Genomic DNA, 26910 nt, shown 5'->3' with positions numbered 1-26910 from the left:
GCAGACGCCGCCGCGGCCGGAGATCTCTCACCCGGCCGAAGGCTCCGATTCCACGGGTTCGACGTCGGCTTTTGCCGGTGCCTCCGTCCCGCCGAAAGGCAAGTGAATGCGCGCAGTGACCACCGGTGGCTCTCAGGTCCCGCCGACCGGAACAGGGTTCGACAATTCCTTCCCGCTGTCCTCGGCGCAGCGCGGAATGTGGTTTGCGCAACAACTCGCGCCTGACGTCGCTGTCTGTATCGCCCAATACGTCGATCTGCGCGGACCACTCGACATAGCGGTTCTCCAGGAGGCGTCGGCCCGCGCCGGGCACGAGTTCCAGTCGGCCTACCTGCGCCTGGCCCAGGTCGACGGGGAGCCGGTTCAGACGGTCGACCACGGCATAGATCAGTCGGTGCACTACCTGGATCTTCGCGGCGAAGACGATCCGATGGCGTCGGCGCTGGCGTGGATAGACGAGAACTACGTCAAGCCGGTCGACATGGAGAACGATCCGCTCGTCGACAGCTGGATCCTTCAGGTCGAGGACGAACGCAACCTCTGGTACAGCAAGATCCACCACGTCGCCCTCGACGGCTACGGTGCCATGACACTGGTCCAGCGCACCGCCGCGCTCTACACCGCAGCGGTCGAGAATGTCGAACCCGAGCCGAACAAGGCAGCCGAACTTCGGCGACTGTACGACCTCGATCAGGAGTACCGGACGTCCACTCGTTTCGAGACGGACAAGGAGTACTGGACATCGAGGGCTGCGGGCATCCACGACGGTGCCACGCTGTCCAACACACCCGGTCGTACCATCGCGGCCAGCAAGCTGCGCAGTGTCGCACTGCCCGATGACGTCGTCACCGAACTCGAAGCGTCGGACTCGACGAAGGGTGGGACCGCCGCCGCGGTGTTCATCGCTGCATTCGGCTGTTACCTCTCGCGCATGACCGGGCGAGAAGACGTCCTGGTCAACATCCCCGTGTCCGCGCGCACCACGGCCCTCCTCCGTCGATCCGGCGGAATGTTGGTCAACGTCGCACCCATTCCGATGCGCGTCTCCGAGAAGGCCACCGTCGGTGAACTCGTACAGCAGGTACAGCTCGAGCTGATGGGTGCGTTGCGGCACCAGAGGTTCAGCATCGAAGATATCCGGCGCGAGTTGGCAGCCACGGGAAGCGACAAACAACTCGCCGGCCCGATGGTCAACATGATGCTGTTCCATCAGCAGATTCAGCTCGGCTCGATCGTCGGCGAATTCAACATCGTCACGTCCGGCCCGGTCGAGGACCTCCTCGTCAACGTTTACCAGAGTGGCACTCCTGCAAGAACATTCGTCGATTTCCGGGCAAACCCCAACCGCTACGACGACAACGACCTGACGACGCATCACTCCAGTTTCGTCGACATGGTCACCGAATTCATCGCCTCCGGCCCGGACGTGCCCGTCCTGCAAGTTCATCCGGACAGCGCCCTCGAAGGTCGCCGCCGCCGTCGCGCCGCGGCGCACGTAGCCCACTGGGTCGATCGACTGGCCGATGCGCCGGACCTGCTCGCGCTGCCGACCGACCGCCCCCGGCCTTCGCGCATCGGGCATGTTCGCGCGTCGCACGAGGTCGCCCTGGGGTCCGCAGCGTGGGATGCCGTGAGCCGACTCGCCGACGACAGCTCGACCACCCCGTTCGTCGTGCTCGAATCCGCTGTGGCCGTTCTTCTTTCGCGTCTCGCATCCACGGACGACGTCTCGATCGCAGTGCCCTCCGGCCGCGGCGAGACGGTTGTTCTGCGCACCCGCCCCGACGGCCGTCAGTCGTTCTCGGACTTCGTCGGCACCACCGCGGCAGAGTTCGTCGATGCGTCGGCCCACGCCGATGCCACCTTCGCCGAGATAGCCCGAGCACTCGGCTCGGCCGAAACCGGCTCGCACAACCCCCTCGCCCAGGTCGCGCTCCGCTTCGGGGAGTCTCCGCTTCCGCGCGACGGAATAGATTTCGATCTCGTCGTCACGGTTCACGAGTCCGAATCTCCGCATGTCGTCATCGATTACGCCACAGAACTGTTCGATGCCGGCAGTGTTGCTCAGATCGGTCGTCGTCTGGTGCGCATCGTCGACGCACTGACGAATGACCCACAGCGTGCCGTCGGTGACGTGGAGTTGCTCTCCGCCGCCGAACGTGCGCGTCTCGCTCCGGTTCGTGGTCCGCGTTCTGTTGCGGGTGTGGTGTTGCCGGAGTTGTTGGCTGGTGCGGTCGGTGTTGCTGGTGTCGGTGGTGTTGCGGTGGTGTCGGGTTCTCGGGTGCTCTCGTATGGGGAGTTGGATGCGGCGTCGTCGCGTGTGGCGCGGGTGTTGATGTCGTGTGGTGTGGGTCCGGGGTCGTTCGTGGCGTTGGCGTTGTCGCGGTCGGTGGAGTCCGTGGTGGCGGTGTGGGCGGTGGCGAAGGCCGGTGGTGCGTTCTTGCCGGTGGATCCGAATTATCCGGTGGATCGGATCGAGCACATGTTGGTCGATTCCGGTGCTGTGGTGGGTGTGACGTTGGGTGCGCATCTGGATGCGGTGTCCGGTGTGGGTGGGGTGTCGTGGGTGGTGCTCGACGATGCCGATGTGGTGGCGGATCTGGCGTTCGCTTCGCCTGCTCCGGTGTTGGATGCCGAGCGTTCGGGTGTGTTGCGTCTCGATGATGCGGCGTATCTGATCTATACCTCGGGGTCCACTGGTGTGCCCAAGGGTGTGGTGGTCACTCATCGTGGTGTGGGGAACTTGGCTGCCGAGGAGCGGGTTCGGTTCGGTGTGGGGCCGTCGTCTCGGGTGCTGGCGTTCGCGTCGCCGAGTTTCGATGCTTCGATTCTCGAGTTCGTGTTGGCGTTCTCGGGTGGGGCGACGATGGTGATTGCGCCGGCGATGGTGTTCGGTGGGGTGGAGTTGGCGTCGTTGCTCGCCGAGGAGCTGGTCACGCATGCGTTCGTGACTCCTGCGGCGTTGGCGTCGGTGGATCCGGTGGGGTTGGATTCGGTGGAGGTCGTGGTCACCGGTGGTGATGTGTGTGCGCCGGAGTTGGTGGCGCGGTGGGCGCCGGGTCGGCGGATGTTCAATGCGTACGGTCCGACGGAGGCGACGATCTTCTCGTCGATTTCGTCGGCGTTGGTGGTGGGGGAGTCGGTCGATATCGGTTCGCCGACGATCGGTTTCGCGGAGGTGGTGTTGGATGCGCGGTTGAATCCGGTGCCCGTGGGTGTGGTGGGTGAGTTGTATCTGGCGGGTCCGGCGTTGGCTCGTGGGTACCACGCGCGGTCGGGGTTGTCGGCGGAGCGGTTCGTGGCCAATCCGTTCGGTGGTGCGGGTTCGCGGATGTATCGCACCGGTGATGTGGTGCGGTGGAATGCCTCGGGTGCGTTGGAGTATGTGGGGCGCAGCGATTTTCAGGTGAAGGTGCGTGGTTTCCGCATCGAGTTGGGTGAGATCGATTCGGTGTTGGCGTCGGTGTCGGGTGTCGATTTCGTGGTCACTGTCGGGCGTGAGTCCGCGGCGGGGTCGACGGTGTTGGTGTCGTATGTGTTGCCGGCGGCCGGTGCGTCGTTCGATGCCGGTGTGCTGCGTGATCATGCGGCGTCGGTGCTGCCTGCGCACATGGTGCCCTCGGCGTTCGTGATGTTGGAGTCGATCCCGTTGACTCCGGCCGGCAAACTCGACCGCAAAGCCCTCCCCGAACCCGAGCTCGGTTCTCAGAGCACCACGGAGTCGCCGGAAACCGAGTACGAGGCGGCTGTGGCTGCCGTGTTCTGCGACGTACTGGAGCTCGATCGTGTCGGCGTCACCGACAGCTTCTTCGATCTCGGCGGAAACTCCCTTGTCGCAACGCGTTTGATCGCCCGCGTCAACGCAGCTCTGGGTACGGATCTGCGGGTTCTCGATCTGTTCGAGGCATCGACGGTTCGCACCCTCGCCGACCGTGCGGAGTCGACGGGCGCATCGCTGCACCGTCGCCCGGCACTGGTTCCCGCCGATCGGCCGGAGTCCGTTCCGCTGTCGCTGGCGCAGCAACGTATGTGGTTCATCAATCAGTTCGATGCATCCTCGCCTGCGTACAACATTCCTCTACTCGTTCGCCTGTCGGGCCGGCTGGACGTCGATGCGATGTCCGCTGCCGTCGGCGACGTGCTGACTCGACACGAGTCGCTGCGCACGGTGTTCCCCACAGTGGGCGACCTGCCGAATCAGGTGATACTTCCGCCCGAGAAGGTCACCGGACCGAACCTTCCGCTCCGTGTCGTCGACGTGACTGCCGATGCCGTCGACGCGCTCGTGCGTACCTCCGCCACAACGGGATTCGACGTCACCGTCGATCTGCCTTTCCGGGCGGTTCTGTACCGCACCGGCCCGGAGAGCTTCGTGCTCTCGATCGTGGTCCATCACATCGCTGCCGACGGCGCCTCGATGGCACCGCTCGCCCGCGACGTCATGGTCGCCTACAGTGCTCGATCCGCGGGTTCGCAGCCGGCGTGGACGCCACTGCCGGTGCAGTACGCAGACTTCGCGCTGTGGCAGCACGAGGTGCTCGGCGACGAGAACGACCCCACGTCCGTGGCAGCACGCCAGATCGAATTCTGGAAGTCCGCGCTGACCGACCTTCCCGACGTACTACCGATGCCGCTCGACCGACCACGCCCCACCCGTCAGTCGATGCGCGGCAGCGTCACACCGTTCACCATTCCGGCCGATGTCGCAGCTCGCCTGTCTTCGGTTGCTGCCGAACACGAGTCGACTCTGTTCATGGTGGTGCACTCCGCTCTGGCCGTGCTCCTCGCGCGCCTGAGCGGTACCCAGGACATCGCCATCGGCACCCCGATCGCCGGCCGAGGGGACGCAGCACTCGATGATCTCGTCGGAATGTTCGTCGGAACCCTCGTTCTCCGCACGCAGGTCGAGCCACAGGCCAGCTTCGCCGAACTGCTCGCCGGCGCTCGTAGCTCCGACCTCGCGGCGTTCGACAACACCGACATTCCGTTCGAGCGGCTCGTGGACGTACTCGATCCCGCCAGGTCGACCGATCATTCACCCCTGTTCCAGGTGCTCCTCGAATTCCAGAACAACGCCACCGCCGTGCTCGAGCTGCCCGAACTCGTCGTCGAATTCGAGGAGATCGGTACCGACACTGCGAAATTCGATCTGCAGCTTCGCGTCGACCAGGAACCGGTCGACGAGTCCGGTGCCCTGTCGGCGTCGTTCACGTACGCAACGGATCTGTTCGATCCCGAGACCATCGACCGTTTCGTCGACCGGTTCCTGAGGATCGTCGCGACCATCGGCAGCTCGACGGACATTCGTACCGGCGACATCGACATTCTGTCCCCGGCCGAACGAGAACTCGTACTGTTCGAGTGGAACGACACTGCACGTCTCATCGAGGATCCGGTCCACCGACAGCTCCACACCGGGGCCGTCGACATGACTCTGAGCAGTCTGTTCGACCGTCAGGTGCTGCGTGGTCCGTACTCGACCGCCCTCGTCTTCGAGGACGAGCACATCACCTACCTGGAGCTGGATGAGCGCGCCAATCAGCTTGCACGGCATCTCATTTCACTGGGTGTAGGGCCCGAGTCCCACGTCGGGCTCGCGATCCGACGTTCGATCGATCTGCTCGTGGGTATGTACGCGATCGTCAAGGCCGGCGGTGCCTATGTACCGATCGACCCCGATCACCCGGTCGAGCGATCGTCCTACGTGCTGTCGAGCGCTCAGCCGGTGTGCATTCTCACCACGAGCCGCGATTGGATCGACATCGCGGTCGCCACTCCTGTTCTCGCGGTGGATCTTCTCGACGTCTCCGATCGCGACCGCTCCACGATCACCGACCAGGACCGCCTCGGAAGCCTGCACGGAGCCAACACCGCCTACGTGATCTACACCTCCGGCTCCACCGGCCGACCCAAGGGCGTCGCCGTCACGCACTCGGCCATCGTGAACCGACTGCTGTGGATGCAGGACGAGTACCACCTCGCGCCCGCCGACACGGTGTTGCAGAAGACCCCGGCCACGTTCGACGTATCGGTGTGGGAGTTCTTCTGGCCCCTACAGGTCGGTGCCAAGCTCGTCGTGGCGGAGCCCGACGGCCATCGCGACCCGGTGTACCTGTCGAAGATCATCGCGGCCGAACACATCACCACCGCGCACTTCGTGCCGTCGATGCTCGCGGTGTTCGCAGCCGGAGCTCGGGCTGCGGACTGTGTGTCACTACGGCTCGTCTTCTGCAGTGGCGAAGCACTTCCGCCCGCCACCGCCGCGCAGTTCGCGCAGTTCTCCCAGGCCGAGCTGCACAACCTCTACGGTCCTACCGAGGCCGCCGTCGACGTCAGCTACTACCACGTCACCGGCCACGACGGCGTGTCCATTCCCATCGGTTCTCCGGTCTGGAACACCCGTCTGTACGTGCTCGACGCGTCGCTTCGACCGGCCCCGATCGGTGCTCCCGGGGAGCTGTACCTGGCCGGAGTTCAGCTCGCTCGCGGCTATGTCGGCCGCGGCGATCTCACCGCCGATCGCTTCGTCGCCGATCCGTTCGGCGAGCCGGGTGAACGTCTCTACCGCACCGGCGACCTGGTTCGTTGGCGCGCCGACGGCGAACTCGAGTACATCGGCCGTACCGACTTCCAGGTGAAGCTGCGTGGTCTGCGTATCGAGCTTCCCGAGATCGAAGCGGTGCTGCTGCGCTCGGAGTCCGTCGCCCAGGCAATCGCTCTGGTGCACAAGGATCCGAACACCGGCGAGACGTTGGTGGCCTACGTGGTCTCCGCGTCCGGTCACGCGGTCGACTCGGCCGAGGTGATCGCCGAAGCCGGACGCCGGCTGCCGGGGTACATGGTGCCCTCGCATGTGGTCGTACTCGACTCACTTCCTCTCAATGCCAGCGGCAAGCTCGACCGAAAGGCACTGCCGGCCCCCGAGTTCACCGTTGCTGCGTCCGAATTCGTCGGACCGGAGAATCCGGTCGAAGAGATCGTCGCGGGCGTCTTCGCGGATCTGCTCGGCGTCGCACAGGTCAGCGCGACCTCGAGCTTCTTCGAGATCGGCGGCAACTCGCTGATCGCGATGCGCCTCGTCGCACGCGTCAATGCCGCCCTCGGAACCGACATCGGCATCCGAGATCTGTTCGATTCACCGACTGTTCGATCGCTGTCCGCGGGCATCGACGTCAGCACACAGGACTCCGCACCGACGCCTCGGTTGGTGCCACAGGAACGACCCGCGGTGGTGCCGCTGTCTCTGGCACAGCAGCGGATGTGGTTCATCAATCAGTACGACACCGAGTCGGCTGCCTACAACGTCGCGTTCGCGATGCGCCTGAGCGGCATCCTCGACGTCGACGCGATGCGCTCGGCCATAGCGGACGTGCTCACACGCCACGAGTCTCTTCGAACGATGTTCCCGCTCACCGACGACGGCCCCGTGCAGTCCGTCCTCGACGTGGCATCGGCCGTTCCGGACCTGACTCCGGTTCCCGCAGAGGACGACCGGCAGGTCGCCGAGCTCATCGGCGCCGTCGCCGGTGCCGGCTTCGACGTCGTGGCCGATGTTCCGTTGCGCGTCCGCCTGATCCGTCAGGGCGAGAACGAACACGTACTCGTCATGGTGGTCCATCACATCTCCTCCGACGGCTTCTCCAGCGCGCCGCTCGCCCGCGACCTGATGGTGGCGTACAGCGCCCGAGCTGCAGGTCATGCGCCGAGCCAGGAACCGTTGCCGGTGCAGTACGCCGACTACGCGCTGTGGCAGCGCCGATTCCTCGGCGAGGAATCCGATCCCGACTCCCTGATGGCGAAGCAGGTGACGTACTGGGTCGACGCGTTGGCGGGTAGCCCGGAAGTGCTGCCGTTGCCGACCGATCGTCCGCGTCCGGCAGTGGCGTCCTTGCGCGGCGACACCGTCTCGTTCGCGATCGATCCCGCAGTGCATGCTCGGCTCGTCGCCGTTGCCGCGCAGCACAATTCGAGCTCGTTCATGATCGTGCACGCCGCTCTGGCCGTGCTGCTGGCACGGCTGTCCGGTACCGAGGACATTTCGGTCGGCACACCGATCTCCGGGCGAGGCGATGCCGCACTCGACGAGCTCGTCGGCATGTTCGTCAACACGCTCGTCCTCCGCACCCAGGTGCCCGGGTCGACCCCGTTCGAGGATCTGTTGGCGGATGTGCGCACCGTCGACCTGGCGGCCTTCACCCACGCGGACGTGCCGTTCGAGCGGGTCGTCGACGCCGTCGACCCCGCCAGGTCCACCGCTCACGCCCCGTTGTTCCAGGTGATGCTCGAGTTCCAGCACACCGATCGACCGACGGTGACCTTGCCCGGGCTGTCGATCGAGGGCATCGAACTGCCCAACGACATCTCCAACTTCGACCTGCAGCTCACGGTCTCCGAGGAGTTCGACGCTTCCGGGAACCCGGTCGGCATCGAAGCCAGCTTCCGTTACGCCACAGAACTGTTCGATGCCGACACCGTGCGTGTCATGTCCGATCGTCTGGTGCGGATCCTCGACGCTGTGACGGCCACGCCGTCCGTTCGCATCGGCGACATCGACATCCTCTCGAGCGACGAGTACTCAGCGTTGGCTCCGGTTCGTGGTCCGCGTTCTGTTGCGGGTGTGGTGTTGCCGGAGTTGTTGGCTGGTGCGGTCGGTGTTGCTGGTGTCGGTGGTGTTGCGGTGGTGTCGGGTTCTCGGGTGCTCTCGTATGGGGAGTTGGATGCGGCGTCGTCGCGTGTGGCGCGGGTGTTGATGTCGTGTGGTGTGGGTCCGGGGTCGTTCGTGGCGTTGGCGTTGTCGCGGTCGGTGGAGTCCGTGGTGGCGGTGTGGGCGGTGGCGAAGGCCGGTGGTGCGTTCTTGCCGGTGGATCCGAATTATCCGGTGGATCGGATCGAGCACATGTTGGTCGATTCCGGTGCTGTGGTGGGTGTGACGTTGGGTGCGCATCTGGATGCGGTGTCCGGTGTGGGTGGGGTGTCGTGGGTGGTGCTCGACGATGCCGATGTGGTGGCGGATCTGGCGTTCGCTTCGCCTGCTCCGGTGTTGGATGCCGAGCGTTCGGGTGTGTTGCGTCTCGATGATGCGGCGTATCTGATCTATACCTCGGGGTCCACTGGTGTGCCCAAGGGTGTGGTGGTCACTCATCGTGGTGTGGGGAACTTGGCTGCCGAGGAGCGGGTTCGGTTCGGTGTGGGGCCGTCGTCTCGGGTGCTGGCGTTCGCGTCGCCGAGTTTCGATGCTTCGATTCTCGAGTTCGTGTTGGCGTTCTCGGGTGGGGCGACGATGGTGATTGCGCCGGCGATGGTGTTCGGTGGGGTGGAGTTGGCGTCGTTGCTCGCCGAGGAGCTGGTCACGCATGCGTTCGTGACTCCTGCGGCGTTGGCGTCGGTGGATCCGGTGGGGTTGGATTCGGTGGAGGTCGTGGTCACCGGTGGTGATGTGTGTGCGCCGGAGTTGGTGGCGCGGTGGGCGCCGGGTCGGCGGATGTTCAATGCGTACGGTCCGACGGAGGCGACGATCTTCTCGTCGATTTCGTCGGCGTTGGTGGTGGGGGAGTCGGTCGATATCGGTTCGCCGACGATCGGTTTCGCGGAGGTGGTGTTGGATGCGCGGTTGAATCCGGTGCCCGTGGGTGTGGTGGGTGAGTTGTATCTGGCGGGTCCGGCGTTGGCTCGTGGGTACCACGCGCGGTCGGGGTTGTCGGCGGAGCGGTTCGTGGCCAATCCGTTCGGTGGTGCGGGTTCGCGGATGTATCGCACCGGTGATGTGGTGCGGTGGAATGCCTCGGGTGCGTTGGAGTATGTGGGGCGCAGCGATTTTCAGGTGAAGGTGCGTGGTTTCCGCATCGAGTTGGGTGAGATCGATTCGGTGTTGGCGTCGGTGTCGGGTGTCGATTTCGTGGTCACTGTCGGGCGTGAGTCCGCGGCGGGGTCGACGGTGTTGGTGTCGTATGTGTTGCCGGCGGCCGGTGCGTCGTTCGATGCCGGTGTGCTGCGTGATCATGCGGCGTCGGTGCTGCCTGCGCACATGGTGCCCTCGGCGTTCGTGATGTTGGAGTCGATCCCGTTGACTCCGGCCGGCAAACTCGACCGCAAAGCCCTCCCCGAACCCGACTGGTCCGCTCAGGTCACCTCGGGACGCGACGCCGACAATGCCGTCGAGAAGACGCTTGCCGGTTTGTTCGCCGAGGTGCTCCGCCTCGATCGCGTCGGAGTCGACGACTCCTTCTTCGCGCTCGGCGGAGACAGCATCATGTCGATTCAGCTCGTCTCCCGCGCAAAAGCGGCAGGGCTGGCTCTGTCGCCGCGAGATGTGTTCGAGCACAAAACCGTTGCCGCACTGGCCGAGGTCGTCGCCGCCGGCGACGGGACCGTTCCGCTCGTGCTCGACGAGCTGCCCGGCGGTGGCGTCGGAGACGTCCCGCTCACCCCGATCGTGCACTGGATGCTCGACCGCACGTCGGTACTCGACAAGCACACACAGACTGCCGTGCTGACACTGCCGTCCGATATCGAGCTCGACGTTCTCGAAGCAACCGTTCAGACCGTCCTCGATCACCACGACATGCTCCGTGCAGTTCTGCACCGTGCCGGAGAGCCGTCGATGGAGGTGCTCCCGATCGGTTCCGTGACGGCGCAGTCCGTCGTCCGCCGGGTGGAGTCGAACAGTGTTCGGGGACCGGAGTTCTCGGATCAGGCCAGGTCGGAAGCCGCTGCAGCAGTGGATCGTCTGGCACCCGATGCCGGTGTCATGATTCAGATGGTCTGGTTCGACGCCGGCTCCGAAGGCAGCCGACTGCTCGTCGTCGCGCACCACCTGGTGATCGACGGCGTCTCGTGGCGAATTCTCGTGCCCGACCTCGCGTCGGCGTGGGCTCAGATCCTCGGCGGCAGCACACCGGAACTGGCCCCGGTCGGTACCTCGATGCGTCGTTGGGCGCACGGCCTGCGTGAGGTCACCGCAACGCGTTCGGACGAGCTCGCAGTATGGCGCGACGCGCTCGCCGATCCCGATCCGCTCATCGGTTCACGCGCACTCGACCGCGAGATCGACGTCTATCGAACGGTGGACAAGGTCGAAGTCACTCTGTCGACCGATGTCACCGAGGGCCTGTTGACGGCTCTGCCCGAGGCGTTCCACGGCAGCGTCAACGACGGTCTGCTGGCCGCTCTGGCTCTGGCGACAGCCGTGTGGCGACGAAACCGCGGTGTCGTCGTGTCCGACGCACTGATCTCTCTCGAGGGCCACGGCCGTGAGGACCATGTGGTTCCGGGAGCCGATCTCAGCCGCACCATCGGTTGGTTCACCACCATCTACCCACTTCGACTGACCCTCGACGGGATCGACCTCGACGACGCTCTCGCCGGCGGGAACGCGGCAGCAGCGCTGGTCAAGTCCGTCAAGGAGCAGCTGCTCGCCGTTGCCGATCACGGCATCGGGTACGGCATGCTCCGCTACCTGGACGAGGAGGCCGGTGCGACACTGCGTGACTTCCCGGCACCCCAGGTCAGTTTCAACTACCTCGGTCGATACAGCACCGACGTTCCGGACGAGCTCCGCGGACACGGGTGGCTGCCGGTCGACGACTCCGGCGTCGGTGATTCCCAGGACGAGGACCTGCCGGTCGCCGCTGCGCTCGACATCAACGCGGTCACCACGGCCACACCGACCGGACCGCGGTTGGAGGCGACCTTCGCATTCCCGACGGGCGTGCTCGACGCCGACGAGGTCACCGAACTCGCCCAGTTGTGGAAGCAGGCTCTCACCGCGCTGACGCAGCTCGCTCAGCGGCCGGGGACCGGCGGGTTCACGCCGTCCGATCTCGATCTGGTGAGCCTCGACCAGAAGTCCATCGACGATCTCGAGCGGGTGTACCCGACTCTCGACGACATCTGGTCGATGACGCCTCTGCAGGCCGGTTTGCTCTTCCATGCCGAACTGTCGGATCAGTCCGTCGATGCCTACATCGTCCAGCTGGTGCTCGACCTCCGCGGGGACGTCGACGAGGCTCGCTTCCGCCGCGCTGCCCAGGCCCTACTGCGGCGCCACGCGAACCTGCGCACGGCGTTCGTCCACAACAACGACGGCGAATCCATCCAGATCGTGCATCACGACGTCGACGTGCCGTGGACCTCGGTCGACTTGTCGTCGCTGAGCGTCGACGATCGCGCAGCCGAGCTCGAGCGAATCGAACACGACGACCGCGCAACGCGATTCAACATGGCACAGGCGCCGTTGCTGCGCTTCATGCTCGTGACGCTGGCCCCGGGCGAGTGGCGTCTGGTGATGACCAACCACCACATCCTTCTCGACGGATGGTCGACGCCGCTGCTCCTCAAGGACCTGCTCACGCTCTACGTCGTGGACGGCGACGACGCCGTTCTTCCGCGTGTACCCGCGTACCGCGACTACCTGTCGTGGTTGTCGCGGCGTGATCACTCGGCAGCTCGTGCGGCATGGACGGAAGCCCTCGCGGGTCTCGCCGAACCCACCCTGCTGACGCCGGTCGAGAGCCGTCGCCAGGAGTCGACATTGGCCGGCCGCGCGTTGGTTTCCCTGGACATAGAGCAGACCGAACGACTGCGCAGTCTCGCCCGGGCACGCGGCATCACGATGAACTCGATGGTGCAGGCTTCGTGGGCGATGGTGCTGGGCACGTTGACCGGTCGCACGGACGTCGTGTTCGGTGCCACCGTCTCGGGACGTCCGCCGGAGGTCTCGGATATCGAGTCCATGGTCGGTCTGTTCATCAACACGCTGCCGGTGCGCATCGTGCTGGATCCAGCCGAGACACTCGGCCAGTACCTCGATCGGGTGCAGGCCGAACAGGCTTCGCTGCTCGATCACCATTACCTGGGCCTGACCGATATCCAGCGTGCCGTCGGTCCCGCGGTCGCGTTCGACACGCTCACCGTGTTCGAGTCGTATCCGATGGACCGCGCGGGTCTGTCGGCCGAGACCGATCTCGCCGGCATGCGGGTGCACGACGTGCACGACGGCAGCGACACCGCACAGTATCCGCTGACCCTGGTCGCGATGGTCGACGACCGATTGCACATCGAAGCCAAGTACCTGCCCGAGCTGTTCGAGCACAGTGTCGTCGTCGCCACCGTCGATCGAATCGTGCGTGTTCTCGAGGCGATCGCGACCGACACCGACCAACGGGTCGCATCGCTGTCGCTGCTGTCCTCGGAGGAATCGAACAGGCTGGCCCCGGTACGTGGTCCCGCTTCCACGACCGAGCGCCTCCTGCCGGACATCCTCACCGATGCTGCTGCCCGCAACCCCGGTGGTACGGCAGTGTGGAGCGCAGGTCGGACACTGACCTACACCGAATTGGATACTCGGTCGTCTGCGCTGGCGCGTGCATTGATCGCCCGCGGAGCAGGTCCGGAAACCGTTGTGGCACTTGCTTTGCCACGCTCCATCGAATCGGTTCTCGCAATCTGGGCCGTGGCCAAGACCGGTGCGGCCTTCCTGCCGATCGATCCGAGTTACCCCCGTGATCGAGTCGAGCACATGCTGGTCGACTCCGGCGCGTCCATTGGCGTCACGTCGACCGAACACGTCGGTGCCGTCGATGGTCTGGGCTCGGCTACGTGGTCCGTCCTCGACCACGACGACACTCGCCGCGATCTCGCGAACCGTTCGACCGCACCGGTTCTCGACTCCGACCGCACTCGGCCGGTACACATCGACCAGGTCGCGTACTTGATCTACACCTCCGGCTCCACCGGAGTTCCCAAGGGCGTCACCGTCACTCATCGCGGCCTGGCCAACCTGGCCGAGGAAGAACGGTCTCGTTTCGAGGTGACTCCGAACGCTCGGGTTCTCGCGTTCGCGTCACCGAGCTTCGATGCATCCATTCTCGAGCTGGCCATGGTGATCTCGGGTGCCGCCACGATGGTGATCGCACCCACCTCCGTATACGGCGGCGTGGAGCTCGGCGAGCTCCTGGCGCAGCAGCACGTCACGCATGCGTTCGTGACTCCCGCGGCCCTCGCCTCGGTGGACCCCGACGGTCTGACCGAACTGAGCGTCGTTGCAACCGGTGGCGACGTGTGTCCGCCCGAGCTCGTCGCACGGTGGGCACCGGGCCGGCGCATGTTCAATGCGTACGGCCCCACGGAGGCCACCATCTTCTCCTCCGTCAGTGACCAGCTGCACGTGGGCTCGCCCATCGATATCGGCTCGCCGACAATCGGTTTCGGCGAAGTAGTGCTGGATTCGCGTCTGCATCCGGTACCGGTCGGTGTCGCAGGAGAGCTCTACCTCGCCGGCCCCGCCCTGGCGCGTGGCTACCATTCGCGATTCGGTCTGACGGCAGAGCGGTTCGTCGCGAACCCGTTCGGCGAGCCCGGCGAGCGTATGTACCGAACCGGCGACGTCGTGCGGTGGACCGAGTCGGGCACCCTCGAATACGTCGGACGCAGCGACTTCCAGGTCAAGGTGCGCGGTTTCCGTATCGAGCTCGGCGAGATCGACGCGGTGCTGACCGATGATCCGACAGTCGAATTCGCTACGACGATCGGTGTCGACGGACCTGCCGGAAACACGATCCTGGTCGCCTACGTTCTTCCGCGGCCCGGCCACGAAATCGATGTGACGACGCTGCGCACTCGGGCGTCGAGTTCGCTTCCGACACACATGATTCCGACGGCGTTCGTTGCCCTGGAGTCGATCCCGCTCACGCCCGCGGGCAAGCTCGATCGACAGGCGCTGCCCGCCCCGGATCTGCACCTCGGCAGCGACTCGCGCGCTCCTCGCAACGAGACCGAGCGAATCATCGCCGACATCTTCGGCGAGGTTCTCGGCGTGGGCAGCGTCGGCATCGACTCGAGCTTCTTCGATCTCGGTGGAGACTCGCTGAGCGCCACCCGCCTCACCGCTCGGGTGAATGCAGCCCTCGACACCGCTGTCAGCGTTCGTGCGTTGTTCGAGGCCCCCACGGTCGAGTCGTTGGCGGTGCGAGTGCACAGCAACCCGGCCGATGCCGCGCGCCGTCCGGCGCTCACTGCGAAGCCTCGCCCGAGCTCGATTCCGTTGTCGATGGCTCAGCAGAGAATGTGGTTCATCAACCAGTTCGACGTCGACTCGGCCGCCTACAACATCCCGCTCGCGGTTCGATTGACAGGCCGTCTCGACATCGAGGCAATGAACGCTGCGATCGGTGACGTGCTGGCGCGGCACGAGTCGCTGCGCACCGTGTTCCCCTCGCACGGCGATCGGCCCGAGCAGCACATTCTCGGCACCGACGCGGCGACGACCCATCTGCACGTCGTCGACGTCGATGCCACCGAGATCGTCACCGCGATCTCGTCCGCTGCCGCCCGCGGATTCGACGTGTCGAAGGACCTGCCCTTCCGGGCCGTTCTGTACCGAACGGCACCCGAAGATTTCGTGCTGTCGATCATCGTGCATCACATTGCCGCCGACGGCGCGTCCATGGCACCGCTGGCCCGAGACGTCATGGTGGCATACGGATCTCGCGTGTCGGGAGTAGCTCCGATGTGGGCACCACTCGACGTTCAGTACGCCGATTTCGCGATGTGGCAACGCTCGGTTCTCGGCGACGAATCCGACCCGAGCTCGGTAGCAGCACAGCAGCTGGGGTTCTGGAAGTCCACTCTCGCGGATCTACCCGAGCTGCTGCCGCTTCCGCTCGACCATCCTCGCCCGGCACGGCAGTCGATGCGCGGCAACAGTGTTCGGTTCGAGATCGAGCCAGACGTCCACGCCGGCCTGGTGGACCTCGCCCGCGCGAACGACGCGACCGTGTTCATGGCCATGCATGCAGCATGGTCGATCCTCATGGCTCGCCTCAGCGGGACCGAGGACATCGCAGTCGGCACGCCCATCGCCGGGCGCGGCGACGCAGCGCTCGACGATTTGGTCGGCATGTTCGTCGGGACTCTGGTTCTGCGCACCGAGGTAGCGCCCGATCTCTCGTTCACCGAGCTGCTCCGCCGGACCCGTGCCGCGGACTTGGCGGCGTTCGACAACACCGACGTGCCGTTCGAGCGTCTCGTCGACGTCCTCGATCCGGCCCGTTCCACCGATCACTCGCCGTTGTTCCAGGTACTGCTCGAATTCCAGAACAACACCTCGGCGGCACTGGAGCTACCCGAACTCACCGTCGAGGCCGTCGACATCGACGCCCACGTCGCGAAGTTCGACCTCCAGCTGACCGTCGCGGAACGGTTCGACGACTCCGGTGCTCCGGCAGGTATGACCGCTGCGATCACCTATGCGGTCGACCTGTTCGACGAGATCTCCGTGGACGAGTTCTCGACTCGATTCGGTGCCGTCCTCGCCGGCGTGACCACCGATCCCGATCGTGCTGTCGGCGACATCGACATCCTGTTGCCGGGTGAATTCGACGCCATGGCCCGGCAGTGGAACCACGATGGACACACGGCGACCGATGCGACACTGGCCGACCGCTTCGCCGCTGCCGCTGCGCAGTTCCCCGAAGCACAGGCAGTCGTGTTCGGCGATCGCTCGCTGACCTACGCCGAGCTGGACGACCGCTCGAACCGACTTGCACGGATCCTCGTGTCGCGGGGTGTGACGTCGGAGTCCCTGGTGGCGGTTGCGATGCCGCGCACCGAGGAGCTGATCGTTGCTCTGCTGGCGGTCGTCAAATCCGGCGGCGGCTACCTCCCGATCGATGTCGGCTATCCGGCCGACCGGCTCGCCTTCATGCTCGACGACGCGTCACCGGTCTGTGTGATCTCCACCGTCGCCGACAGTGCATCGGTGCCTGATTCCGATGTCGAGATGCTGCTGCTCGATGCACCCGAAGCGGTCGCCGAGCTGGCAAACGTGTCCGGAGCCCCGCTGACCGACGCCGACCGCATCGGCACCACCGATGCCGATTCGATCGCCTACGTCATCTACACCTCGGGTAGTACCGGACGTCCCAAGGGTGTGCAGATCTCGCACCGTAACGTGGCGACGCTGTTCGCGAACACCACGGATCTGTTCCACTTCGACGACCGCGACGTGTGGACCATGTTCCACTCCTATGCGTTCGACTTCTCGGTGTGGGAACTGTGGGGACCACTGCTGCACGGCGGGACTCTCGTGGTCGTCGACTACTACACCGCACGCTCGCCGGAACTGTTCCGCGAGTTGCTGATTCGTGAGAAGGTCACGGTTCTCAACCAGACACCGACGGCGTTCTACCAGTTCGCCGAAGCCGATCGTGTGGCAACCGCGGCCGGTGGATCCGCCGACGGATCGGACGCACTGTCGCTGCGGTACGTCATCTTCGGTGGTGAAGCACTCGATCTCGGGCAGCTCGGTCGCTGGTACGCACGGCACGAGGAGACCTCGCCGACCCTGGTCAACATGTACGGCATCACCGAGACGACGGTCCACGTGAGCCACCTGGCTCTGACCGAGCAGTTCGCGGCGTCCGCTTCGGCCAGCGTCATCGGCCAGGCGATCCCGGCGCTGCGTGTCGCCGTACTCGACACCCGCCTCAATCCTGTTCCGCCCGGCGTGGTCGGGGAGATGTACGTGTCCGGGGCACAGCTCTCTCGCGGATACCTCGGCCGAGCAGGGCTGTCCGCAACACGTTTCGTTGCCGACCCCTCCGGCGATGCGGGTGCGCGTATGTACCGCACCGGTGACACCGCCAGGTGGAATCGCGATGGGGCTCTCGAATACCTGGGTCGAAGCGACATGCAGGTCCAGTTGCACGGCTTCCGTATCGAACTGGGCGAAATCGAAAGCGCGCTACTGGCATTCGACGGGGTAGCGGCTTCCGTGGTCGCCGTCCGCGACGACGGTTTCGGTGATCGCCTGATCGGCTACGTCGTGGCCGAGGCCGGTCGTGCACTCGACCATGCGGCCGTTCTCGACTTCGTGGGCAACTCGTTGACCTCGTACATGGTGCCCGCAGCGTTGATCGTCCTGGACGAGCTGCCGCTGACCGCCAACGGCAAACTCGATCGCCGTGCACTCCCGGCACCGGACTTCTCGGCAAACGTCACCGAAAGTCGTTTGCCCGCAACCGAAGTCGAATCGATCCTGGCCGGTCTGTTCGCGGACGTTCTCGGGCTCGATACCGTCGGCGTCGACGATTCGTTCTTCGCACTCGGCGGCGACAGCATCATGTCGATCCAGTTGGTCTCGCGCGCCAAGGCCGCCGGGCTGGTGCTGGCTCCCCGCGACATCTTCGAGCGCAAGACCGTGGCCGCTCTCGCGGAGGTCGCTGTTCTCGGCGGCGACGCCGTGGTGCTCGAAGAACTCGACGGTGGGGGAGTCGGCCCGATGCCGCTCACCCCGGTCGTGCGGTGGATGTTGGACCGCAGCACCGAATTCGGCCGTTACACACAAACAGCGCTGCTTCAGCTTCCGGTCGGCATCGAGCGCGAGACGCTCGAACGCACGGTGGCAGCGGTGCTCGATCGTCACGACATGCTGCGTGCGCGCCTCTACCAGGACGCGGACGGGGAGTGGCACGAGGAAGTGTCTCCGGTCGGAACAGTCTCGGCTGCGAGCGTCCTTCACGCGGTCTCGGTCGAATCCGTCGACGGCCCCGAATTCTCCGTCGTTGCCGCGGCCGAGCTCGACGCCGCTGCCGATCGTCTGGTTCCGGCCGACGGCGTCATGGTGCAGATGGTGTGGTTCCAGAGCCCCAATGGCTCGGGTCGACTGCTCGTGGTCGCCCACCACCTCGTGATCGACGGCGTGTCCTGGCGCATTCTGGTTCCCGACCTCGCCACGGCATGGAGTCGGATCGTCGCCGGCCAGGAGCCTGAACTGGCTCCGATCGGTACCTCGATGCGTCGGTGGTCCACCGGACTCACCGAGGTCACGGCCGCCCGAACCGACGAGCTCGGACTGTGGCGTCGGATCCTCGACGGAGCCGACCCGACGATCGGTTCTCGCCCGCTCGACAAGAGAATCGACGTCGACGCCACCGTGCAGCGTGTCCGCACGTCCCTGCCGGTCGAGGTCACCGAGCGCCTGTTGACCACTGTCCCGGACGTGTTCCGCGGCAGCGTCAACGACGGCCTGCTGGCCGGTTTGGCTCTGGCCCTGACGGCGTGGCGTCGCGAACGCGGCGATGCGGTGCGGGACGCTCTCGTGACTCTCGAGGGCCACGGCCGCGAGGACGCGGTGGTGCCCGGTGCCGATCTCGGTCGGACCGTCGGCTGGTTCACCACCATCTTCCCCGTACGTCTCGATCTCGGGTCGCTCGACGTCGCCGACGCTCTGGCGGGCGGCGCGTCGGCCGGTGCCCTGGTCAAGACCATCAAGGAACAGCTGCTCGAGATCCCCGATCACGGCATCGGCTACGGCATGCTGCGGTACCTCGATTCCGCTGCTGCCGAGGCACTGTCCGGCTTCGCCGCACCACAGGTCAGCTTCAACTACCTCGGCCGGTTCTCCACCGGATCCACCGAAGGCATGGACGACGTGGGTTGGATCCCGGTGGCCGACGCAGAGCTCGGCGACGCGCAGAATCCGGATATGCCGGTGCCTGCGGCGCTGGACATCAACGCTGTCACCACCTCGACCCCCGACGGCCCGCAGCTCGACGCGACGTTCGCCTTCCCCGCGGGCGTTCTCGACGCCGACGAGGTCGGCAGGTTGATCGAACTGTGGACGCAGGCCCTCACCTCGATCACCGAGCACGCCTCGGCCGACGGTGCGGGCGGCTTCACGCCGTCGGATCTCGAGCTGGTCGACATCGATCAGACATCCATCGATGCTCTGGAAGAGCAGTTCCCGAATCTCGACGACGTGTGGTCGTTGTCGCCTCTGCAGGCCGGCTTGCTGTTCCACGCTCGCCTGGCCGGCGAGATCGGCAGTGCCGGTTCGGGTGTCGACGCGTACATGGTTCAGCTGGGGCTCGAGCTCCGGGGAACTGTCGATGCGACGCGGATGCATGCTGCCGTCGACAAACTGGTCTCTCGCCATCCCAACCTGCGAGCAGCGTTCGTACACAACAGCAACGGCGAGTCACTGCAGATCGTGCAGAGTTCGGTCACTGTTCCGTGGTCCGAGATCGACCTTCGGGGGGAGCCCGATGTCGAGGTGGCCCTCGAGGCAGTTCTCGAGGCCGACCGTGCGGTGCGCTTCGAGATGGACCGGGCACCGCTGCTGCGGTTCACGCTCATCACCCTGGCCGACGATCACTGGCGTCTGCTGCTGACCAACCACCACATCCTGTTGGACGGATGGTCGACGCCGCTGGTCGTCAAGGAACTCATCACGCTCTACGTCACCGAGTCCGACGACTCGATGCTGCCGCGCATTCCTGCCTACCGGGACTACCTGGCCTGGATGCGCCAACGCGACGTGGCGATCTCCACCGCGCAATGGGTCAGTGCCATGGCCGGCGTGGAAGAACCCACGCTGTTGGTCACCGACGATCGTGGCCGGCAACTGTCCACCGTGTCGCAGGAGACCGAGCGGTCGTTGTCGGTCGAGACCACCGCGGCACTGCGTGACTTCGCTGCTCGCCGTGGATCGACCCTCAACACCCTCGTCCAGACCGCATGGGGCGTCGTGCTGGCCACCCTCACCGGACGCGAGGACGTCGTGTTCGGTGCGACGGTGTCGGGTCGTCCGCCGGAGGTTCCGGGTATCGAGGGCATGATCGGGCTGTTCATCAACACCCTGCCCGTCCGGGTCACGCTCGACCGGAGCGAAACGCTGGGTGCACTGGTCGATCGGGTTCAGGCCGAGCAGGCATCGCTGTTGGATCACCACTACCTCGGCCTGACCGATATCCAACGCGCAGCGGGTGCAGGCGTGGCTTTCGACACCTTGACGGTGTTCGAGTCGTACCCCGTCGACCGGGCCGGCGCTTCTGCGGCAACCGATTTCGCCGGTATGCAGGTCACCGACATTCTCGGAACCGACGCAGCGCACTACCCGCTGACTCTGGTCTCGTCGGTCGACGAACGCCTGAACCTGAAGGCTAAGTACCTGCCGGACCTGTTCGACGTCGATGCCGTGCACGCCATCGTCGATCGCGTCGAGCGTGTCCTCGACGCCGTGCTCGAGGACGAACAGCAGCCGCTGGGACGGCTGCGACTCCTCGGTGACGCCGAGTTCGCCTCGCTGGCACCGGTGTTCGGACCCGATGGACGCTCGGCCCGGCTGCTGCCGGAGATCTTCTCCGACGCTGCCGCGGTGAACCCGGACGCCATCGCACTGCGCAGCACCGACGGCGAAATGACGTACCGGGAGTTGGACCGTCGATCCAACCGACTCGCTCGAATTCTGCTGGGCCACGGCGTGCGCACCGAGACCTTCGTGGCACTCGGCATCGCACGGTCGATCGAATCGGTGCTGACGGTCTGGGCCGTCGCAAAATCCGGCGCGGCATTCGTACCGGTGGATCCCAACTACCCGGCCGATCGCATCGAGCACATGTTGGCCGACTCCGGAGCAACGTTCGGCGTCACCACCCGCGCCCATCTCGACGACCTGCCGTCGACCGTCCCCTGGATCGTCCTCGACGATCTGGCGACGGACGGCCCGAACGCAGTCAGCGACGAGCCGATCGACGCCACCGAGCGGAACGGACGCATCGCCTTCGAGAGCGCGGCGTACACCATCTACACCTCGGGTTCGACGGGTGTGCCCAAGGGTGTCGTCGTCACGCACTCCGGTCTCGACAACTTCGCAACCGAGCAGCGCGAGCGATACCGAATCACCAAGGACTCACGCACACTGCACGTCTCGTCCCCGAGCTTCGATGCATCTGTGCTCGAGTACCTACTCGCCTTCGGCGTCGGCGCGACGATGATCATCGTGCCGCCCACCGTGTACGGCGGCGACGAACTCGCGGCACTGTTGGCAGCGGAGTCGGTCACCCACGGCTTCATCACCCCGTCGGCTCTGGCGTCGGTCGACCCGAGCGGGCTCGACACGTTCGCCGACGTCGTCGTCGGCGGCGAGGCCGTACCGGCCGAGTTGGTCGCGAAGTGGGCCCCGGGCCGGAATCTCTACAACGGCTACGGTCCGACCGAGGCCACGATCATGTCCAACATCAGCACCCCGATGACTGCAGGTGACACCGTCTCGATCGGTGGTCCTGTTCGCGGCGTGTACGAGGTGGTGCTCGATTCACGGCTGCAGCCCGTTCCTGTCGGCGTCGCAGGTGAGCTCTATCTCGCGGGTGTCGGACTCGCCCGCGGTTACCACGATCGATTGGGTCTGACGGCGGAGCGATTCGTCGCCGACCCGTTCGGCGCACCCGGCGCGCGGATGTACCGCACCGGAGACGTGGTGCGGTGGTCGCCGGATCTGACGATCGAATACGTCGGTCGAAGTGATTCGCAGGTCAAGGTCCGCGGCTTCCGCATCGAACTGGGCGAGATCGACGCGGCGCTCGCATCGCATCCGTCCGTGGACTTCGCCGCGACCTTCGGCACTCCGGGTCCCTCGGGAGCGACCGTCCTGGTGTCGTACGTACGAACCACCGAGGGCGCGGCGGACGCGTTCGATACCGGTGTCCTGCGTGACCACCTGGCCGCCATGTTGCCGTCGCACATGGTTCCCGCAGCCATCGTCGTGCTCGACGCCATTCCGCTCACACCGGTCGGAAAACTCGATCGGTCCGCGTTGCCGGTGCCCGAGTTCGGGTCGGCGACGTCGTACCGCGAGCCGAGCACGCCGGCCGAGCTCACCGTGGCCGCCGTGTTCGCCGAGATTCTCGACGTCGATCGGGTCGGTGCCGACGACAGCTTCTTCGAGCTCGGTGGCGACTCGCTCAGTGCCACCCGTGTCATCGCTCGCGTCAATGCCGAACTCGGCACCACGATCGGCGTGCGCACGATCTTCGAGATGCCGACTGTCGCCGGATTGGCGAGCGCGGTCGGCGCAACGTCCACACGGACGCAGCGTCCGAATCTCGTTGCGACACAACGTCCTGATCACATCCCGCTGTCGCTCGCACAGCAACGCATGTGGTTCATCAACCAGTTCGACACCACCTCGGCGGCGTACAACGTGCCACTGGTCGTCAAGTTGACCGGGCAGCTCGATACTGCGGCCCTCGCCGCGGCAGTCGTCGACGTACTCGAGCGGCACGAATCGCTGCGGACGACGTTCCCGGACGGACCGGACTTCCCGGTCCAGCTCGTACATCCGGCCGTGGAGGTAGCTCCGGTGGTCGAGCCGGAATCGATCGATGCCGGTGTGCTGACCGACCGGGTGGCGCACCTGGCGGGTCGTGGATTCGACGTGACCACCGAGATTCCGGTGCACGTCGAGCTGTTCCACGTCGTCGGTGCCGATACCGATGCCGAGCCCGTCTTCGTACTGGCGATGGTGGTGCATCACATCGCGGCCGACGGAGCCTCGATGGCACCGCTGGCACGAGACGTGGTGCTCGCGTACTCGGCGCGCACCGCGGGAGGAGCGCCGGGCTGGGAGCCCCTGCCGGTGCAGTACGCCGACTACACGCTGTGGCAGCGTTCGTTGCTCGGTGACGAGAAGGACGAGTCGAGCGTAGCCGCGGCCCAGCTCGAGTACTGGTCGACGGCGCTCGCAGGTCTACCCGATCTGCTGCCGTTGCCCACCGATCGCCCGCGGCCCACCACGCAGGATTTCCGGGGTGGCCGGGTTCGCTTCACCGTCGACGCCGAGATCCATCGGGCACTCGTCGAGATCACCCGCGAGCAGAACGTCAGTATGTTCATGGTGTTGCACGCCGCGTTCGCGGTGGTGCTGGCGCGCCTGAGCGGTACCGACGACATCGCGATCACCACTCCGGTGGCAGGGCGCGGCGACGCGGCACTGGACGATCTCGTCGGCATGTTCGTCAACACCTTGGTGCTGCGCAGCCGGATCGACGACTCCGCCTCGTTCGTGGATCTGCTCACGCAGGTGAAAGCACACGACCTCGACGCCTTCGATCACACCGAGATGCCGTTCGAGCGCATCGTCGAGGTGCTCAATCCCACGCGATCGACGGCGTATGCACCGCTGTCGCAGGTGGCGTTGTCGTTCCAGAACAACGAGAAGGCGTCACTCGAGCTACCGGATCTGCGCGTGGAGGGCTTCGACTTCGACGTTCCCGTGGCCAAGCAGGATCTGCAACTCCTGGTGTCCGAGACCTTCGACGACGACGGGCGACCGACCGGATTCGAGGCAGCGTTCGATTACGCCACCTCGCTGTTCGACGCGTCCACCGTCGATGCGATCGCGGCGCGACTGGTTCGCGTACTCGACGCCGTCGGCAGCGATCGGCTCACCGCGGTGGGGGATATCGACATTCTCGGTGCCGACGAGAAGCAGGCTCTGGCACCAGCTCGCGGGTCGGCCGACGTCGCGTTGCGAACGTGGCCGGAAATGCTCGCCGCCTCGGTGGCGCTCGACCCGTACGCGGTCGCCGTCACGTATCGGGGCGTGAGCCTGTCCTACGCCGACCTCGACAGTTGGTCGAACCGAATCGCGCGAATGCTCATCGACTACGGCGTCGGACCGGAAACGTTCGTCGCCTTGGCACTGCCTCGGTCCATCGAGTCGGTTCTGTCGGTGTGGGCGGTCGCCAAGACCGGTGCGGCATTCTTGCCGGTCGACCCGAACTACCCGGCCGACCGCATTGCGCACATGCTCGAAGATTCGCGTGCGGCAATGGGATTGACCGACGTCGACAGTCGGCAGTCGCTGCCCGACACCGTGCCGTGGCTCGTCCTGGACGATCCCGAGACGTCATCGGAGCTCTCTCGCTATCCCGTGGCCGCAGTCACCGATGCCGAGCGCACCGCGACGCTGCACCTCGACCACCCGGCGTACCTGATCTACACCTCGGGTTCGACCGGTCGCCCGAAGGGCGTCGCAGTGCGGCACCGGGGCCTGGCCAACCTGCAGGCCGAGGTGATCGATCGATTCCGTCCCACCCGGGATTCGCGGGTGTCGCACATCGCCTCGCCGAGTTTCGACGCCTCGGTGTACGAGCTCACGATGGCGTTCGGCGTCGGCGCCACCGTGGTGATCGTGCCGCCGGGAACGTTCGGTGGCAGCGAACTGGCCGACCTGCTCGAAACGGAACATGTCACACACGCATTCCTGACTCCGGCGGCGTTGTCCTCGATCGACGAGACGCGTTTGGGCACGGTCCGCGTCCTCGCCGTCGGCGGCGAGGCCTGCACTCCGGAGCTGGTGGCGAAGTGGGCACCGGGCCGCAAGATGTTCAACGGCTACGGTCCGACCGAGACGACCATTCAGGCGAGTGTCGGCGGTCCGTTGATGCCAGGCGGCACGGTGGACGTCGGCCGGCCGGGTACCGGATTCCGGTTCCTCGTGCTTGACGCACGTCTGCGGCCGGTCCCGGCCGGGGTGTCGGGCGAGCTGTACATCGCAGGCCCCGGTACGGCACGCGGATACCTGCGACGGTTCGGGCTCACGTCCGAACGCTTCGTCGCAGACCCGTTCGGTACCGCCGGTGAGCGGATGTACCGAACCGGTGACGTCGTGCGCTGGGGGAGTACCGGTGTGCTCGAGTTCGTCGGACGCAGCGACTTCCAGGTCAAGGTCCGCGGATTCCGTATCGAGCTCGGCGAGATCGATTCCGCGCTCACCGATCACGACGAGGTCGGCTTCGCGGCGACCATCGGTCACAATGCGGCGTCGGGAGATACGGTTCTCGTGTCCTACGTCCTGCCGGCCGAGGGTGCATCGGTGGACGTCGAGGCATTGCGCGACAGTGTCGCGACCGTTCTTCCGCGCCACATGGTCCCGTCGACGATCATCGAACTCGCCGACATCCCACTCACTCCGGTGGGCAAGCTGGATCGACGCGCGCTCCCGGTGCCGGAACTGACGGTGTCGACGACGCCGTATCGTGCACCGAGTACCGATCTGGAAGCAGCCATCGCCGACGCGTTCGCCGAGGTGTTGGGTGTCGAACGAGTCGGTATGGACGACAACTTCTTCGAGCTCGGTGGCACGTCGCTGGTGGCAACCAAGATCGGCCCGGCCATCGAGAACGCGGTCGGAGTTCGCGTCCCGCTGCAGGCGTTGTTCGTCGATCCGACCCCGGCAGGGCTCGCGGCTCGGGTCGCGTCGGACGTCGATTCGTCCGGTGCGCAACTGGATTCGGTGTTCGGAGTGGTCATCCCACTGCGCAGCACAGGCTCCAAGGAACCACTGTTCTGCGTCCATCCCGGAATCGGGTTGTCGTGGGGATATGCGGGCCTGGTGTCCCAGATCGGTGACGACCGTCCCGTGTACGGCCTGCAGTTGCCCAGCATCGTGGAAGGCACGCCGTTCGGCTCGATTCGAGACCTCGCGCACCGGTACGCCGACGAGATCCGGGCTGTCCAGCCGGTCGGTCCGTACCACCTGCTCGGGTGGTCGCTCGGTGGTTCGCTCGCCCATGCGATCGCCGTGGAACTACGCAGCACCGGCAGCGAAGTGCAGACTCTCGCGTTGCTGGACAGCTACGTCGACGGCCATGACGAGACGGCCGACGGTGAGCTGAGCGTCGAGAACCTGCTCGCGGGTCTGGGGCTGGATCTGACTGCTCAGGCGTCGTCCGAGCCGTTGACCTACGAACGTGGTGTCGAACTGCTCGACGAATCCCTGGGGCAGACCACCGGTGTCACGGCGGATCATTTGCGCAGAATCAATGCAGGATTCGAGAACTCGACGCGAATCATGGCCGAGTTCATCCCGGACGTGTTCGACGGAAATGTTTTGTTCTTTTCTGCAACGAAAGGCGCGAGTGACGGAATTGTTCGGTCACCACAGGAATGGCGACCGTACGTGTCAGGAGATATCGTCATCCACGGTGTGGACGTTTTCCACAACGAAATGACCAATCCCGATGCTGTCTCGGTGATCGGTCCGGTTGTCGACGCACATCTGGGCAATACATATCCATAACGTTTGCGAGTGTTCTTCCGTGAAAGAGCACTCGCTCGAATACCATCAGC

The 26910-nt window shown here is 65.5% G+C and carries 1 protein-coding gene; it reads left to right on the top strand.

Annotated features, from left to right (window positions below; genetic code table 11):
- Positions 1–106 precede the first annotated feature (106 nt).
- Positions 107–26860, top strand: coding sequence for a non-ribosomal peptide synthase/polyketide synthase (locus JLZ96_RS00585; RefSeq protein WP_201009340.1), 26754 nt, complete (start codon positions 107–109; stop codon positions 26858–26860).
- The last annotated feature ends 50 nt before the right edge of the window (positions 26861–26910 follow it).

The sequence above is a fragment of the Rhodococcus sp. NKCM2511 genome (assembly GCF_014905595.1).
GTDB classification, from domain to species: Bacteria; Actinomycetota; Actinomycetes; order Mycobacteriales; family Mycobacteriaceae; genus Rhodococcoides; species Rhodococcoides fascians.
The sequence above is the reverse complement of the archived record's forward strand: the minus strand, read 5'-3'. Positions and strand labels throughout refer to the sequence as shown.